General features: G+C 50.8%; 17 protein-coding genes. 9 read left to right on the forward strand and 8 right to left on the reverse strand.

All coding sequences use genetic code 11. The features are described 5' to 3' along the window. Together MKZ24_RS19330 and MKZ24_RS19335 are read left to right on the forward strand one after the other, a co-directional pair. Complete coding sequence (locus tag MKZ24_RS19330) at positions 1–183, forward strand: hypothetical protein (protein WP_340785584.1); 183 nt, start codon at positions 1–3, stop codon at positions 181–183. A gap of 55 nt (positions 184–238) precedes the next feature. Further along, positions 239–703 (forward strand): hypothetical protein, encoded by a 465-nt coding sequence (locus MKZ24_RS19335; protein ID WP_042236964.1) that lies wholly within the window; start codon positions 239–241, stop codon positions 701–703. 86 nt (positions 704–789) lie between these two features. Here the strand turns inward: MKZ24_RS19335 and MKZ24_RS19340 are convergent, their stop codons facing one another. From MKZ24_RS19340 to MKZ24_RS19350, 3 genes are all read right to left on the reverse strand, one after another. Then, entirely contained in the window at positions 790–2,049 is a 1,260-nt protein-coding gene (locus MKZ24_RS19340; protein ID WP_340785586.1) for a winged helix-turn-helix domain-containing protein, read from the reverse strand. 139 nt (positions 2,050–2,188) lie between these two features. Then, complete coding sequence (locus MKZ24_RS19345; RefSeq protein ID WP_340785588.1) at positions 2,189–4,285, reverse strand: ABC transporter ATP-binding protein; 2,097 nt, start codon at positions 4,283–4,285, stop codon at positions 2,189–2,191. Between the two features lie 65 nt (positions 4,286–4,350). Continuing rightward, positions 4,351–6,099 carry an ABC transporter ATP-binding protein gene (locus MKZ24_RS19350; RefSeq protein ID WP_340785589.1) on the reverse strand — a complete coding sequence of 583 codons (1,749 nt, stop codon included), beginning with the start codon at positions 6,097–6,099 and terminating at the stop codon, positions 4,351–4,353. A gap of 487 nt (positions 6,100–6,586) precedes the next feature. On the opposite strand from MKZ24_RS19350, the gene MKZ24_RS19355 reads away from it, so the two are divergent. Beyond that, complete coding sequence (locus MKZ24_RS19355; RefSeq protein WP_340785591.1) at positions 6,587–6,904, forward strand: HesB/YadR/YfhF family protein; 318 nt, start codon at positions 6,587–6,589, stop codon at positions 6,902–6,904. A 129-nt stretch (positions 6,905–7,033) separates the two neighbouring features. On the opposite strand, the gene MKZ24_RS19360 is transcribed toward MKZ24_RS19355, so the two are convergent. Next, the gene (locus MKZ24_RS19360) at positions 7,034–7,549 is read right to left on the reverse strand and encodes a hypothetical protein (protein WP_042236954.1); all 516 of its coding nucleotides are present in this window, start codon (positions 7,547–7,549) and stop codon (positions 7,034–7,036) included. A 120-nt stretch (positions 7,550–7,669) separates the two neighbouring features. Here MKZ24_RS19360 and MKZ24_RS19365 point away from each other — a divergent pair, with 120 nt between their 5' ends. Then, entirely contained in the window at positions 7,670–9,418 is a 1,749-nt protein-coding gene (locus MKZ24_RS19365; protein WP_340785594.1) for an ABC transporter ATP-binding protein, read from the forward strand. 109 nt (positions 9,419–9,527) lie between these two features. Here the strand turns inward: MKZ24_RS19365 and MKZ24_RS19370 are convergent, their stop codons facing one another. Together MKZ24_RS19370 and MKZ24_RS19375 are read right to left on the reverse strand one after the other, a co-directional pair. After that, positions 9,528–9,971, reverse strand: coding sequence for a DUF441 domain-containing protein (locus tag MKZ24_RS19370; RefSeq protein ID WP_042236951.1), 444 nt, complete (start codon positions 9,969–9,971; stop codon positions 9,528–9,530). 20 nt (positions 9,972–9,991) lie between these two features. Next, a complete protein-coding gene (locus MKZ24_RS19375) occupies positions 9,992–10,975 on the reverse strand; it encodes a YpdA family putative bacillithiol disulfide reductase (protein WP_042236949.1) in 984 nt (327 codons plus the stop codon). 220 nt (positions 10,976–11,195) lie between these two features. Between MKZ24_RS19375 and MKZ24_RS19380 the strand changes: the two genes are divergently transcribed. The 4 genes from MKZ24_RS19380 (at position 11,196) to rsgA (ending at position 15,051) form a co-directional block, all read left to right on the forward strand. Then, entirely contained in the window at positions 11,196–11,792 is a 597-nt protein-coding gene (locus tag MKZ24_RS19380) for a DUF2087 domain-containing protein (protein WP_042236947.1), read from the forward strand. 120 nt (positions 11,793–11,912) lie between these two features. Beyond that, positions 11,913–12,371: a DUF3939 domain-containing protein gene (locus MKZ24_RS19385; RefSeq protein WP_042236946.1), complete on the forward strand. Its 459-nt coding sequence runs from the start codon at positions 11,913–11,915 to the stop codon at positions 12,369–12,371. A gap of 154 nt (positions 12,372–12,525) precedes the next feature. Continuing rightward, on the forward strand, positions 12,526–13,197 hold the full coding sequence (locus MKZ24_RS19390; protein WP_042236943.1) for an HAD family hydrolase: 672 nt from the start codon (positions 12,526–12,528) through the stop codon (positions 13,195–13,197). A 762-nt stretch (positions 13,198–13,959) separates the two neighbouring features. After that, a complete protein-coding gene (gene rsgA, locus MKZ24_RS19395; protein ID WP_042236941.1) occupies positions 13,960–15,051 on the forward strand; it encodes a ribosome small subunit-dependent GTPase A in 1,092 nt (363 codons plus the stop codon). Positions 15,052–15,245: 194 nt separating this feature from the next. On the opposite strand, the gene MKZ24_RS19400 is transcribed toward rsgA, so the two are convergent. After that, positions 15,246–15,872 (reverse strand): FMN-dependent NADH-azoreductase, encoded by a 627-nt coding sequence (locus tag MKZ24_RS19400; protein ID WP_042236940.1) that lies wholly within the window; start codon positions 15,870–15,872, stop codon positions 15,246–15,248. A 329-nt stretch (positions 15,873–16,201) separates the two neighbouring features. Between MKZ24_RS19400 and MKZ24_RS19405 the strand changes: the two genes are divergently transcribed. After that, positions 16,202–16,339 (forward strand): hypothetical protein, encoded by a 138-nt coding sequence (locus MKZ24_RS19405; RefSeq protein ID WP_340785601.1) that lies wholly within the window; start codon positions 16,202–16,204, stop codon positions 16,337–16,339. Between the two features lie 132 nt (positions 16,340–16,471). Here the strand turns inward: MKZ24_RS19405 and MKZ24_RS19410 are convergent, their stop codons facing one another. Further along, positions 16,472–16,711, reverse strand: a complete 240-nt coding sequence (locus MKZ24_RS19410) for a hypothetical protein (RefSeq protein ID WP_039310083.1) — start codon at positions 16,709–16,711, stop codon at positions 16,472–16,474. Positions 16,712–16,844: the final 133 nt, after the last annotated feature.

The raw sequence follows: 16,844 nt of genomic DNA on the forward strand, positions 1-16,844 counted from the left end.
TTGAACCTGAAGATTTACAGTTTGGAAAAAGTGGCGGAGGAGATATTTGGAGCTGTAGGAGCAGAAGCGACCGCCTTTGTCTACGGATTTCCACCGCGAACAGCGGATAAATTGGAGAAATCTGGAGACGGGCAGCGGCCGGAAGTCCAAATATTCTCAGCAGTAACGGTCATTCCAAAATAGAATTTAAGGTTCAATAGATACAGCACAAATAACCAGATCAAGAACGGGAGGAAAGATGAAGGATACACATGTACCGGAGAGTGAACAATCCAAAGAGCTATTTGCTTATTTCGGGCTGGCCGTTTATTATTGCCAGGCACTGGAGCAGCAATTGACCAATCTGCTGCTGCTGACCAAGCTGTCACAGGGCAAAACGCCAACCGATGCAGAGATATCAGAATTGTATCAACGCAAGCTTAGCAATTCACTCGGCCAACTCATCAAAGAAATCCAGCATCACTTTCCATTCTCGGAGGAAGAAACGAGTCAACTGCAGGCAGTATGGAAAGAACGCAACCACATTGTCCATGATTATTTCAAGGAACGGATCCAGGAGACGTTCACTCCGGCGGGACGTGCCCATATGATCCGCGAATTGAAACGGTTTAAGAACAAGGCAAGCAGACTGGAGATTAAGCTGCAGGGCTATTGTACAGAAATGTACAGCAAGCTGGGTCTTGAAGAAGAGCATATCAAGTAACGCCATCCTATCAGTTCAAACCAAAGAGACTCACTCTTTACGCAGAAAAACACTGCGGATAAGAGGAGTCTCTTTACGTTGTGCGGTTATTGTGGAGAGGACAGCACGGATTCCAGTTCCTGCAGCCTGCAGGACTGGACAGTTTCCGGCGCAAACTGGATACCGGACGCTCCGGTTGAACGGGCAAGTGAAGTAAGAGCCTTGACGAGCGCGGGAAGCATGTCCGGAACAAGCGATTCTCCGGTTTCCCACCACCAGCGGACAATGGTAAGAATTCCGCTCTTCTTATTCATCACCGGTTCAAGCCGGGCGATAAAGCGGTCGCCATATAGCAGGGGAAGTACGTAATAACCGTACTCCCGCTCAAGCACAGGCTTGTATACCTCCCAGCGGTAATGGAAGCCGAACAGCTGGCGGATCAGCTCTCTATCCCACAGCAGGTTGTCGAGCGGAGCCAGCGCCGCTGCAAACGTAAGCTCCTGTGTGTCAGCGTCCGTAACAGCGGCGTCATCCAGCCGCAGTACCGCTTCCAGCTCCGGGGCATCGGATGTCCGAATGTACAGCGGGAGCTTGATGCCCTCGACCCGTACCTCGCGGAGCTTATCGCTTAGCAGCAGTCGCTGCACGGCTGCTGTCCGCTCCTTGCTCTTCAGGCCGGAGATTCCGAGCCAGCCGTCCCCGGATTTGTTCCATTGCAGCCCGATGCTGCCGATCCGTCGCAGTACATACCAGTCATGGTGCTGATCCATGGTTACATTCGGGTCGCTTGTGCTGAGCAGTCCGGCCGGTAGCAGCTTAGCCGTAAAATCATAATAACGGCGGGTATGCACCCGGTGGTGTATGGAGAGCTCTCCCCAGAAATACATGCTCTCCATTGCTGCCCTGGATAGTCTCGCCGGAGCCCAAGACCAGTCGATCTTCTCTTTGCTCTCCAGATCAAGCGAAGAGAGCGGACCCCGTGAGTTCAGTTCTTCACGGACATGGGTGACCATGGCAGCCATGGCTTCATTGTCCTGATGCCTGGCGGCGGCTTCTCTGCGCCGCTGGAAATAAGGCCAGTCCTCTGTGCAGTAGATCGACATATTCTTGTCCCAGCCGTCAATCAGCAGCCTGTCCTTATAGAGCAGCTCCGTGGCCATTTCCGGCCGGAATCCCGGGAGTCTGGCCTGCAGCACAAGCTCATGATTATGTCCGGCTATACTCAGCGGATCATATTGAATACAGCCCACGTGGCGGACGAATTCGTGGATGCTCATCTTACCCTCCTTCAGTCCTCCCGTGACCAGCCGCTGGTGACGCAGCAGGAACAGCCGGGCTTGCCGCTTGCTCAGACTATAGGTTATCAAGTCCTTCACCCCATCCCTATGTATTGCTTTCCATTATACGGAACAAATGTTCTGAACTCAAGTGAAAGAGCCCCCCTGAAGCTTCTACAGCATCAGGGGGGCTTGTTAATCAGCAGAGAGGATGGCTGAACCTCAAAGATTAAATCTGCTCCAGTGACGGACGCAGTCCGGCAGCGGAAGTGGAAGAGGAGACAGGGTCTGGGGCTGGTGCATCCGTACCGTTACCGGCACCGGCACCCAGCTGAAGCTGATACATGCGGAAGTAACGTCCGCCCAGCGCCATCAGCTCATCATGGCTGCCCCGTTCAACAATCTCGCCCCGGTGCAGCACCAGAATCTGGTCTGCGCTGCGGATGGTGGACAGCCGGTGGGCAATGATGAATGTGGTCCGGCCCTTCTTCAACACCTCCAGCGCCTGCTGGATGATACTCTCCGTTTCGGTATCGATGTTGGAGGTCGCTTCATCCAGAATCAGAATCGCAGGATCGAACGACAACGCTCTGGCGAAGGAGATCAGCTGCCGCTGGCCAGCGGATAATGTGCTGCCTTTCTCAATTACCGGTTCGTCGAAGCCTTGCGGCAGATGGGACAGCAATTTGTCAGCCCCTACTTCACGCAAGGCACGCTCTACACGTTCCCGGCTAATGCGTTCATCCCCGAGACTGACATTCGAGGCAATCGTTCCGGTGAAGAGGTAAGGGTCCTGCAGCACAATGCCCATATGGCTGCGCAGCCACTGTTTCGGCAGATCCTTGACCTCCTGGCCGTCAATAGTGATACTTCCGGCTTGCGGATCATAGAAGCGGAACAGCAGATTGATGATCGAGCTTTTGCCCGAGCCGGTATGACCGACCAGAGCGACAGTCTCGCCCGGACGCGCTTCGAAGGAGATATCACGCAGGACGAAGTCTTTTTTGTAGGCGAAGGATACATCCTTGAAGACCACATCACCTTTATAACGCGGCATCGAACCGTCGGTTACCGGCTCACCAGGCTCATCCATCAGCGTGAAGACGCGCCCTGCGGATACCATCGAGCTGTCAAGGTTCGCCAGCTGGTTGACCATCCCTGTAATCGGCTGGAACATCCTTCCCAATACATCGACGAAGGCGTACAGGACGCCCAGGGAAACGAAGGTTGAACCGTCAAGACTGCCGAAGCCGAAATACCACAGCACGAGCACGAAGGAGAGACTGCGCAGGGAGTTCACCAGATTGTGGGACGTGAAGGCATTCAGGTTAAGCATTTTGTTCTGATACTTCAAGTAATCATCATTAAGCTGTTCGAATTCCGCACTACTCTGCTTCTGGCGGCGGAAAATCCGGATAATGGACATCCCTTGGATGGATTCATTGATAATGGCATTGATCTCACTAAGGCGTGAGCGGATGATCGTATTGTATTTCGTTGCGATCTTGCGGTAGAGCACAATCCAGACAATGATAATCGGCACGATGAACAAGCTGACAAGACCCAGCTTCACGTCCAGCAGGAAGAGGGCGACATATACACCCGTAATATTAATAATCCCTGTTGCGAAGTTGGACAGTACAGCAATGAACAGATCCTTGACCGCTTCTGTATCATTGGTGACCCGGGACACTACCTTGCCTGCAGGCAGATTATCGAAGAAATGCACCGGGAGGCGCTGGATATGCGCATACACGTCCGTCCGCAGTTTACGGATGACCTGGTTAGCTGATGATTGCAGCCAGTAGGTTTTGCCGAATTCCGCAATTATGGAGATGACGAGGAACATGGCGTATAGAGCGACTAGTTTATAAATCCCGGGGAACTCTGGTTTGTAGAATGAAAACAGGTCATCAGCCGACAGCCTGACGGCCGGATAGACCGTCGCCTGATCGCCATATTGGATACGCAGGTTCCCGTCCGAGAAGCTCCGCTCGCCTTCAGTCTGGGCTACAGCTTCATTAATGAAATAGAAGCTTCTGCCAGCCTGAAGCAGGCGGATTTCCTGGCCTTTGACTTCATCTGCGGCAAACCGGTCACCGCGCTTGTAATAGTTATTGTTATATTCAGCAGCATCTTCAGGCGAAGCAGTCACGAAATAAGGCTTCTCAATCGCGAGCAGGTGATTGTCAATCATACTCTTAGCGATGAAAGGCCCCGCCAGCTCAGCCGCTACCCCGATGGTGAGGAGCAGAAGGGCTGCTATGAATGTTTTTTTGGCAGTCAGTGCGTACTGCAGCAGACGTTTGCCTGTACTCTGTGTCAACGGTGACACCTCCTATATTTCAGAACATTAGAATGGATATATGCACGTTATAACTTATTTTTGGGTTATTCATTCGTCAGGTTATTCTCAACCTGCTGACGGTCGAACTGCTCACGGTACCAGCCGTTCAATTCAAGCAGCTCCTGGTGGGTGCCCCGTTCCGTAATATGTCCTCCGTCAAGCACCACGATCAGATCGGCGTGTTCAATAGCCGAGAGGCGGTGGGTGGAGATGAGCGTGGTTTTACCGCTGCGCTCTTCACGGATGTTCTCGATGATCTTGGCTTCTGTCCGCGCGTCAACAGCAGACAGTGCATCATCGAGAATCAGAATATCCGGATTAGAGATGAAGGCTCTGGAGATTGAGACCCGCTGCTTCTGTCCTCCGGACAGGGAAACACCGCGTTCGCCAACCATCGTGTCGAGCCCGTCGGACAAGGTGCCGAGGTCATTTTGGAATGCTGCAGCCGTTATAGCCTGCATAATGAGCTCATCGCTGGCTCCCGAATGGCCGAACTGTATGTTCTCGCGTACCGATTTGGAGAACAGAATCTGCTCCTGCGGCACATAGCCCATCCAGCTGTGCAGCTGATCCAGGGCAATCTGCCCGATCGGAACACCTGAGATCAATATCTCACCCTGGCCGGTCGGATATTCATGCAGCAGCTGTTTCAGCAGAGTCGATTTGCCGCTGCCGGTCCGTCCAACCACACCGAGTGTCTGGCCCTGCGACAAGGAAAGGCTGACTCCGCTCAGGTTGTCGATGGTTGAGGTCGGATAACGGAAGGTCACATCCTTCAGTTCAATAGATGACGGATGTTCTACGGGTGTTGGGTGAGGGACATCCTGCACATCAGGTTTGGCATGCAGTGTCTCATCGATCCGCTCCAGCGAGGCGCCGCCGCGCTGCATAATGTTAATCAGCTCGCCGATGGCGAACATCGGCCAGACAATCATGCCGAGATACATATTGAAGGAGACAAGATCTCCAAGTGTGATCTGATTGCGGAAGACCAGATTGATTCCGTAGGTCAGTGCAATAATATAACTGAGGCCAACGCAAAAGCGGATAGTCGGCTCGAAGAAAGCATCGACCCGGGCTACGGCCATATTCTTGCGGTACACATCTTCGGTGATATCAGAGAAACGCTTCTCATCCTGGCGTTCCTGCACATAGGCACGGATAACGCGGATACCGGATACGGATTCGAGCACCTGATCGTTCATGTCACCGAAAGCATCCTGCGCCAGACTGTAGCGGTCGTGAATGGCTTTGCCGTAGAAGACCATAGCTATCGCGATCAGCGGAAGCGGGATAACTGCGGCAAGTGTCAGCTTCCAGCTGACCAGGAACCCCATGGCGAACAACACTACTGTCAGATAGACTGTCGAATCGACGAGGGTCAGCATACCAAAGCCTACGGTAGCTGATACCGCACGGATATCATTGGTGGCACGGGCCATCAGATCACCGGTGCGGTTGCGCTCGAAGAAAGCCGGTGTCATCGTCATGAGATGATTCATGAAACGCGAGCGCAGCAGGCGCTCCACCAGGTTTGAACCTCCGAACAGCTTGTGCATCCATATGTAGGTGATCCAGTAAATAATCAGCAGCATGAGCACGATCATGCCAATATATTTCATCAGTGAACCTGCAGTAATGGCGCCGCTGACAATATCGTCGATGGCGTTACCGAGGAGACGCGGAGGCAGCAATTCAAGCACACCTACCACAATTAGGAGTATAAGGCCTATAACATAGCGCCTTTTTTCCCGGCGGAAGAACCAGCCGAGATCGCGGAGAACGGAGAACAAGGGAAATCCCTTCCTTTCGTGTTGAGAATGTTTTTTGCCGGCTTGGGTAAGGAAATTGTGGGGCTGCAGAACAATGGATAACTCTCTCAAAGCATGCAAAAAAGCGTACCATCCGAAAACGGATGATACGCCTGTCATTTACGGCTATCATGTCCACGGTGCTTGTCGCAGCACAGAGACATGGAAGAGAATTGCTTAGCCTGAATTCATACGGTACGCGTAACACGCATGATACTCAGGAATTATCCATTACTCGGGCTGCTTCGGTATTCAGTTGTGTGGATTTGCCGACAATAGTTAGGAAATATGCTGGAACAATAGTAAACACCGCGCTCACCCTTTCTTTGATTTGATTTTGGTAATAACTTGAAGACGCTTCGTTATGTTCCGAGTTTATCATCACCCTTCAAGAATTGTCAAATGTAATTTTGAACAAATTGCGAATAAGCTGTATGATAAAATAAACTTATGCGGGAGGAGTGGAGAGATGAACATGTTAATTAGTCCGGAAGCTGCCGCCTGGTTCAAGAGAGAGCTGAGCCTCCAGAATGGAGCGTATGTCCGTATATTTCCCCGGTATAGCTCAGGAGGCGGACTGCATCCCGGATTCTCGCTGGGAATTGCTACAGAACCGCCGGGCCGTCCCGCTGTTCAGTTCGAGCAGGGAAGCCTTATTTTCTATATGGAAGAGCAGGATCTGTGGTACATGGAGGGGTATAGCCTGTCGATTGTCTATTCGGAGGCTGAGGATGATATCGAGTATAAGTATGAGTCTGTGCCGTTCGCCGGAGGGGTAAAGGAATAACCCGGAAGTAAGGAATGGTGCAGGCCCCATTACGGTGAAAGATGTAAAAATCCCTTGCCATGAGGCAAGGGATTTTACGTGAGAACGCATTAGCGGATAGGCATTCCGCCTACATCATCTGCTGCAGCATCAATGAGAACTGCGGAATGTTTCTTCTTCCATCGCGAACTCGAAATCATCAATATCAAACACCTGTACCGGCACTCCGCCTTCGATGATACGCTGAATCAGCTCGAATTGGTCGGTGAGAATCGGTACCTGTTCACGCTGGGAGGCCAGGAGCAGTTCCGTCTCGATCGGATCAAAGGTTTCTCCGTAGGAAGCGTTGTCCAAGCTGTTGATGATAGTAATCTGCGCCTGACCTCCGAGCAGAATGCCGGAGCTTTTGGCCCACGGGACATTAAGGCAGCGGTTGATCTTCTTGGAATTAAGCGGTTCCTCGAAATAGTTGATCAGCTCGCGGATTCTCAGCTTCACATGCTGGTCATCGTCAGCGTGGCTCATCACCGGCTCATCACTGTCCCGTAGTTCGTACAATTCCATAATTGTAGTGTAAGGCACTATATATTCTACAGGGCTCCGCGGTGCGAGAAGCTGGCCGTAAATCGCCATCATGACGGCTTCCGTCACAAATTGTCTGGGCATCATTATCCTCCTGGATTTCAGGTACTGCGATCGTAACTAATAAAATTATAAAAACACTGCGGAGCGCAAATGTCAACAGTGTCCGGGTAAACCAATTAACGGGAAAGGGCGTAAGAGGCTGTGAAACAATGGAAATCTTATTATACCTTCGTACGGCCTTACATGAAATGGATTGTGCTCACATTAATTATCGGGATGATCAAATTCAGTATTCCGCTGACGCTGCCGATGATTTTGAAGTATGTAGTAGATGATCTGCTGGGCAATCCTGCGTTAACCATTGCTGAACGGGTGTCCAAGCTGATGATCGTGCTCAGCGGCGCATTTGTGCTGTTCGTGATTATCAGAGGTCCGGTAGAGTATTACCGCCAGTATTTTGCCCAGCTGATTACAAGCAAGATCCTCTTCGATATGCGCAATAAGCTGTATGGACATATGCAGCGCCTGTCGCTGCGTTATTACCAGAATACCAAAGTGGGCGAGGCAATCTCCAGATTTATTAACGATGTGGAGCAGTCGAAGAATCTCGTTGAGGTCGGAATGATGAATGTCTGGCTGGACATGTTCACGCTGCTCTTTGCACTCGGGTTCATGTTCTACCTGAATCCGGTGCTGGCGCTGGTCTCGATTGCGATTCTGCCGCTGTACGGCATTGCCGTGAACACCCTGTATAAGCGGCTCAAGCTGCTTACCAAGGACAGGTCCCAGGCGCTTGCAGTTATTCAGGGCTACTTGCATGAACGGATTCAGGGGATTGCGGTGATCCGCAGCTTCACTATGGAACGGGTGGATCAGCAGCAGTTCAAGGATATTAACGGCAGATTTCTGGAAAAAGCGATGGCGCAAACGCGCTGGAACGCTTTTACCTTCGCGATTATCAACACCTTGACGGATATCGCGCCGCTCCTCGTCATTGGATATGGGGGGTACCAGGTGATCCAGGGTAATCTGACTCTGGGAACCTTCGTAGCCTTCTTCGGATACCTGGACCGCATGTATGCACCGCTCCGCCGGCTGATTAATTCCTCGACTGTGCTGACCCAGGCTTCTGCTTCGCTGGAGCGGGTGATGGAGCTGATGAACGAGCCTTATGATATCGTAGACGCCCCAGGGGCGAAGCCGCTGCTGGCACCCGCAGGAGAGATTGAATTCAGCGAGGTATGGTTCAAGTATAACGATGAGAATGAGTGGGTTCTACGCGATATTAATCTGCGTATTGCTCCGGGGCAGACGGTGGCTTTTGTCGGGATGAGCGGGGGCGGCAAGTCCTCGCTGATCAGCCTGATTCCGCGGTTCTACGATATCAGTGAAGGCAGCCTGCGGATGGACGGGCAGGATATCAGAGGGCTGACACAAGAGAGTCTGCGCAAGGCAGTGGGCATGGTGCTGCAGGATAACTTCCTGTTCAGCGGCTCCGTGCGGGATAATATTCTGTTCGGTAATCCGCAGGCAGGGGAGCAGGAGGTCATTGCAGCGGCGGTGTCGGCTAATGCCCATGATTTCATCATGCAGCTGCCGGAAGGCTATGATACGGAGGTAGGAGAGCGCGGAGTGAAGCTGTCCGGAGGCCAGAAGCAGAGAGTGGCGATAGCGCGCGTATTCCTGAAGGACCCCAAAGTGCTGATTCTGGACGAAGCCACCTCAGCGCTGGATCTTGAATCAGAGCATCTGATTCAGCAGTCGCTGCAGGCCCTTTCCTCAGAACGGACCACACTGATTGTGGCTCACAGACTGTCTACCATAACCTATGCCGATCTGATAGTTGTGCTGGAGAACGGGGCCGTTACTGAACGCGGAACCCATGAACAGCTGATGGTGCTGGAGGGCAGCTATGCACGCCTGTTCAATGTCCAGCGGCTGGATGGTTAGCAGGGTCCCCAAGCGACAGCAGAGCGCAACTTATTAGGCAGGACAACAAACAGGCTGCATACTCCACCCGATTAGGTGAAGATGCAGCCTGTTTCATTTGTGGCTGGGTTCAGATCCGTCCAATCAGCAGCGACAGGATACCGGCGGCAATCAGCGGACCAACCGGCACGCCTTTGAAAAAAGCGACGCCGATGACGGTGCCAATCAGCAGCCCGGCCACAATCGTCGGCTGGCTGCCCATAAGCACCGCGCCGCGACCGCCGAGATAGGCGACGAGAATCCCGATGCCGATTGCGGCCAGCGATTTCCAGTGCAGGAACGATTGGCCGATCGTCTGCAGCGAGATTTTACCGCTGGCCAGCGGTGTCATCACTCCGATGGTGAGGATGATGATGCCGACGGTAAGCCCGTATTTCTCCAGCCAGGGAAAAGCCTGCTGCAGGCCCAGCACCCGTATCAGCAGCAGAACGACCATGGCAATCGTGACCGGAGAATTGCTGCTGATAATCCCCAGTGCGGCCAGACCCAGCAGCAGTAACGAGGTCATATCCATAGCTTAGAAGCACTCCTTCTCTAAGAAAGCCTTTTGCTCATTATATGATCGGCAATCAGTTTGCCGTGCCCGCGACCGCTCTCGATGAATACCTCATTGGCATTCCGTCCGGACGCGATAACGCCTGCGACATAGATACCGGGAATATTGCTCTCCATCGTAGAAGGATTGAAGTCAGGTTTATCCAGGGAATCATCCATCAGCACACCTGCCGAGGATAATAGGGTTCTGCTCGGACGGAAGCCGGTCATGGCAAGGACGAAGTCATTATCCAGGATGCGGGTCTCCCCGCTGCTAGCCGTGACTACTGCAGAAGACGGGGTGATTTCCGTTACCCGTGACTCCAGATGGAGCGCAATGTTCCCTTTCTGGACCATGCTCTCAAAAATCGGACGCACCCATGGCTTAATATTCTCCGAAATACTGCTTCCGCGGTAGACCATATCCACCTTGGCACCGACCCGGATGAGCTCCAGAGCGGCATCAACCGCTGAGTTGCTTCCCCCGATGACGGCAACCTTCATGCCGGAATATGGATGGGCTTCACCGAAATAATGGGTTACTTTGGATAGCTCTTCCCCGGGAATCCCGATCATATTCGGCTGGTCGAAATAACCGGTTGAAATGACTACATTCGCGGCGTTATGGTGCTGCTCTTCTCCGCGCTTGTTGCGTGTATGTACGATGAAGCTGCCATCCTCCTGCGGCAGAACGGACAGTGCCTCCTCATAGGCGGCGATGTCGAGGTCATGCTGCGCGGCTGCGCGGCGGTAATAGACCAGGGCTTCATGGCGGTACGGCTTGTCGTTTGGGGAGGTGAAGGGCACATCTCCGATTTCAAGCAGCGGGGTTGTACTGAAGAACTGCATATTCGTCGGATATAAATAAATAGAATGGACGATGAAGTTCTTCTCAATGATCAGGCTGGAGAGCCCCTGGCGCTGGCATTCTATAGCTGCAGACAGTCCGCAGGGACCCGCACCGATAATAATAACGTCTTTCATAATAGCTGCATCCTTTCGGGTAAGTATTCTTTTCAGTAAATGGTACCTTATATTTTAGATTTATGCCATTCCCCGGTGTTTCCAGTAACAAAAGCATTGCTCAATCATTGAAAAAGGTATATAATTAGATATATATCTAAACACAATGCAGCAGATAACAGTATTTATTTTTATAAAATAGGGTTTATGAATGTTCAAATGTCTATAGGAGCGTGTTCCGATGCAGTTAGATAAAATTGTTGCTTACCATAAAGCGTTATCCGATCCGACCCGGCTGCGGATTCTGCTGCTTTTGTCCAAAGGCGAGGTTCACGGACATGCGCTGGCCGAGAAGCTGAACCTGTCACAGCCCACCGTAACCCATCATGCCGCCAAACTGCGCGAAGCTGCGCTGATCTTGGAGAGAAGAGATAAGAATACGGTATATTTCAAGCTGAATCCTGAGTTTATTCAGGCAGGCTCAGAGGCCTCGCTGAAATTTATTTTTGCCAAGGGGGTGGAAGAGATGGAGGAAGCGTCGCCGGAGAGCAGTCTGAAGGAATCGGTGCTGCGTAATTTTTTTGCGAAGGACGGACGCCTACGGCAGATTCCCGCACAGTATAAGAAGAAGCTGATCGCCCTACAGTATATGGTGGAGAAGCTGGAGCCGGGTGTAGTCTATTCCGAAAAAGAGATCAATGAATTCATTAAGCCGTTTCACGAGGATTATGCGACGATCCGCCGGGAGTTCATTATGCATCAATTCATGTACCGGGAGAACGAGAAGTATGAGCTGAATCCGCCCGAGTTGTGGACTCACTGGGAAAATGTCAAATAATGATCTAATAAATGGGGATTTTGTGTGACAAGTTCGAATCTGCTGATTAAATGTTTGAATAACGAATAAAATGGAATTGTAAGCGTTATCTGACATAAACTTCGAAAGGAGACTTTCAGTATGATATTCAAACGCGCCAAAAAAAATATGCCGTCTGTTCATCTCACCGTTACCTTGCCGCAAGTCAAGCAGGCTGTTAGGCAATTTGAAGAAGATATGCCTGCGCCGATTAACCGCACTGCTCTGATTATGGACGATAAAAGTATTGATCTTAATCGGCTTAAACGATATTTGGGCGGGGTCCCGCAACAGAAGTTCTATATGTCCCGCGAAACCTTTGAAATCTTTGAGGAAGCTGACAAGCTGGTACCGTATTATCTCGATATGGTGCAGTCGGCTGTAGACAACTATATCAGTGATACGGGCAAGCTCCCGCTGCTAGAAGATGCCTGGCTGCCAGAAGTTCATTACCGGCTGCTCTCCACGGAACGTTATCTCAAGGAAACGCCGCCATTCCCGCTTTACATTACGGAAGAGGAAATGATGCTTACGCATCGCGCAGAGCATTTTGAATCTTAGGCGTTCCGGACCTGAATCTGAAAATAGAGGCCATCCTGTGGAAGAAGCGGTTGTTCTTCTTAACAGAATGGTCTTTTCTTTGTTCCCCGGTGCATAGTACAATGAATTTCTGATGTTGGATCATAGAAATTGATGAAATAAGGGGAACGAAAGAATGAAGGAAGTACAAGCTTTACTGTTTGACCTCGACAATACGCTGATGGACCGTGATCAGACCTTCCGCAGCTTCAGTATGAAATTTGTACAGGATTTCCTCGGGCATCTGGAAGGGGAAGAGGCCGCGCAGGTGGTTGAAGATATGATTATCAGAGATGCTGACGGTTACCGTGATAAGGATGGCTTTTTTGCAGAACTAAGCGAAGTTCTCCCTTGGCAGACTGTGCGGTCGGCAGAGGACATCCGGAAATACTACGACGAAACATATATTCACCACGGGGCAATCATGAAGCATGCGGTGGCGACACTGGAATATTGCCAAGGCCGCGGCTATCCGCTGGGACTGGTAACGAATGGCAGCAGGGATATTCAATATAGCAAAATCGATCTGCTCGGTCTGCGCCGCTATTTCCGTACCATCGTTATTTCTGGAGAAGTCGGAATCAGCAAACCGGACCCTCAGATTTACCGGCTGGCCTTGGAACGTCTAGGTTCAACGGCAGACCGGACCCTGTTCATAGGGGACCATCCGGTGAATGATATCTGGGGGGCAGTCCGGGCCGGAATGGATACCATCTGGCTGAAGCGTAACCATGCCTGGGATGAGTCGCTGAACGTGCAGCCGGTGGCCACTATTCATGAGCTGAATGAGCTTGAAGGCATTATTTAATTCGAATTTGTTAAAAAATTCAAGAGAGCCTGTTGACAAACAGCTGGCAGCGCGTTTATCATAACAGCATATTAGTTCGGAAGGAGACGATGTCAAATGACAGTTTATACCGTGTTATCAGGATCAGTTGCAACTGTTGTGGATACGTGTCTTCCGGGAACAGCGGCTGTGGAATAAGATTCCCAGCTTAGCGGGTAAGCTCTAAGATGCCTTTTAGAGCCGCCGGGAACCGTATCGGTTCCGGCGGCTTTTTTGCGTGCATTGCCAGGTGTATATTCATGCGCTTGAATATATCCTGGTCTGTGGCACGCCCAGAAATCTGAGTCAGTTCTCCTTACGTGGGGAGTACTTCAGCTTTTTGTTCGATTCCGCCGCCGGAACCTTTGGGTTCCGGCGGTTTTTTTGTTGAAACAGCAGCCATTATATGCTGCACGCAGTAAATGATGTGCTGTGCTAAAAGGATTGGATGGGTTACTGATTCCCGGAAATACACTTGAATGATTAAGCAGGCTAGTGAAGCTATTGGTTTAGAATTGAATATTTGAGAAAAGAGAAGGAGTGGCGGAGGGGGATTTTGGGCTGGAGGAGCGGTAGCGTTCGCCTTTAGGTTTGGATTTCCACCGTGAACTCGGTGATAAATCATGAAATCCAAACCTAACAGCGGCCGAAAGCCCAAATATCCACCGCAGTGGCGGCTGATCCTAAATCTCAAAAAAGGAAATATTTAAAGCTTAATACGAAGCAATAACCAGGAGGATTTGTATGAATATAGAACAGTATGGCTGGAACGATGAATGGAAAAATAAGTGGACAGAGAAGCTGCAGCAGCTCGAGGCCAGGATACTTGAGCCGGGCCGTATTGTCGGTGATTTCGGCAGCAAGTACCGGGTTATCGCAAGCACAGGAGAGATCTGGGGAGAGTTATCCGGCAAGCTCAGACATACCTTGACCGGGTCCGGTGATTATCCGGCGGTTGGTGATTGGGTGGTTCTGGCCATGCAGGACGGCGGGGAGCATGCTGTGATTCATGGCATCCTGCCCCGCCGCAGCGTAATTTCGCGCAAGGTGGCAGGGGTGACGCAAGAGGAACAAATCGTTGCCTCCAACGTCGATACCCTGTTCCTGGTCAGCGCCTTGAACGATGATTTCAATGTACGGCGGATGGAGCGTTATCTGATTATGGCCTGGAACAGCGGGGCAAATCCGGTGATTCTGCTGACCAAGGCAGATCTCTGTTCGGACGCGGCGGATAAAATTGCCGAGATGCAGCGGGCGGCTCCCGGGGTAGCTGTACATGCGGTCAGCGCACTGCTCGGCGATGGGCGGGAGGAACTGCTGCCTTATATCGGCCGCGGTCAGACCGTAGCCCTGACCGGTTCCTCCGGCTGCGGCAAATCAACGATGGTCAACTGGCTCAGCGGACAGAATCTGCAGCTTACCCAGGATATCCGTGAAGGGGACAGCCGCGGGCGGCATACGACCACACACCGTGAGCTGTTTGTCCTGCCGGATGGCGGCATCATTGTGGATACGCCGGGGATGCGTGAGCTGCAGCTGTGGGAAGATGAGGGAGGCCTGGATCTGGCCTTCGGTGACATCAGCTCGCTCGCGGCAGACTGCCGCTTCAGTGACTGCCGCCATATTCGGGAGGAAGGCTGCGCGGTGCTTGAGGCAGTAGCAAGCGGTGCACTGGATGAGAAACGGCTGCTCAATTACCGCAAGACGCAGAAGGAACTGCAGTTCCAGAACAGCAAGGAAGTGAAGCAGAAGCGCAAAACCGTAGCTGCCTCCTCCAAAAGTACACCTCCGCGTGCCAAAGGCAGCAGCTGGCAGCGGGTATTGGAAGAGTATTAAGCCTTTCCGGAGCACAAAAGAGGCCCTGCAGCTGACGTAACAGCTGCAGGGCCTCTTCCTGTAGGGTCCGGCGGGTGTCCCGGAGGATGCACCGACGGATCTATATATAAATAAAAGTCCGGTTGATGTTATGGCAGATGCCTGATAAAAGTGCGGGGTTCTAAAGGTGAAACCGGACTTTTAGCGCTGGCGGATTAGAACGATACAGCTGCAGTTTTTGCCAATTGCAGACCGGTAGCGATAATTTCAGCGGATTTCTGCGGGTTCTGGTTGTGTCCTTCAACGATAACTTGTGTAGTTTCCTTGAAGCCCCAGAAGTTCAGGTTACCCATGATGAAGTTAACAGCCATTTCAGCACTTGCTGCCGGGCCTTCGGAGTACACGCCGCCTCTGGCGTTCAGTACAGCTGCTTTTTTGCCTGTCAGCAATCCTACAGGACCTTCAGCAGTATATTTGAAGGTGGTGCCGGCCTGGTTCAGGTAATCGATGTAAGTGTGCAGTACAGCCGGAACAGTCATGTTCCAGAGCGGGAAGGCGAATACCACTTTATCAGCGGCCAGGAACTGGTCCAGATATTTCTTAACTAGAGCGGCGCCGGCAGCTTCTTCAGGAGTTGCTTCGAAGCCTTGTGCTGCTTTGTATACGCCTGTAATCAGCGTATTATCGTAGTATGGAAGTTGTTCAGCGAACAAATCCAATTCAGTAACTTCATCCTGCGGATGGGATTCTTTGTAGCTCGCCAGGAACTCATTATAGAGCTGAACACTTACAGATTGCTCGGCTGGGCGGTTATTTGCTTTGATAAACAGGACATTAGACATTATGATTTCTCCTTAAATATATATTTAATATTAACTATAGATAATATAGCATTTAATAAATTGTTTGTAAATATCCGTCGGATAATATTTTTATTTTGCCGACACAAACAGGCTTTTTTTTGCACAGATACCATATCTCCTGATCCAGGAATCCATTCACAGAAGAACCGTCAATATGTAGTAAGACTAATTTCGCAGCTGTTTGCAGCAGCGATATTGGCTGGTTTAAGCCATCCGGGACCCGGTTATATAGGTGTTACAAGGAGACAAGGAAATGATTTCCTCTCTCTACAACAGGATTCCGATCCCATTCCAAAGGAGCGATTGACATGTCCATTGACCGGTTTATTATTAAGAAATTGGACAACTGTCACGAAGAGCATACCCGGCGCAACCTGGTGAAGTTGTTCAAGCTGCGGATTCAAAAGGCTGAGAAAGAAGAGAAACGGAAACTCAGGATTGGCTGAGGCAGAGCATTCACTGATCATACAGAGCATTATGTAGAGAGGGCACATTCCTGGATGCAGGCGTGTGCTTTTTTGTATGGTTTTCACCGGATCTGCATCAAGTACATTTTCAGGCAAAAAAATATCCCTCTATTAATAGAGGGATAAAGCCAGTGAATCATTTTCACTATAACTGTGCAATATAGCTTCTGAGCCTTTAATTTCGATACTGATCAGAGAATTCAAACATTTCTGCAGGGCGTTTTTCCCCTTTTGAATTTTGAGCTCCAGTGTGCTGTTAAGCAGTCGAAGTACTTTTTGGGTAGGCTGTTTGTTTTCTGTTGTGAAATATACTGGTACAAGCTTGTTCTGAAATGTGATGAGCATTCTCATTTTGAAATCACCTCGCTAAAAGTATTTCATGGTATTGATCTTACCCTGCATTTCTTAATTTTACCTTAAAATTAGCTTATGATAACATAAAGATTGCAAGTTTTATAGTTTTACCGTTATTTGAAAGCCACTC

Source organism: Paenibacillus sp. FSL R7-0297 (assembly GCF_038009025.1).
Lineage (GTDB): Bacteria > Bacillota > Bacilli > Paenibacillales > Paenibacillaceae > Paenibacillus_AQ.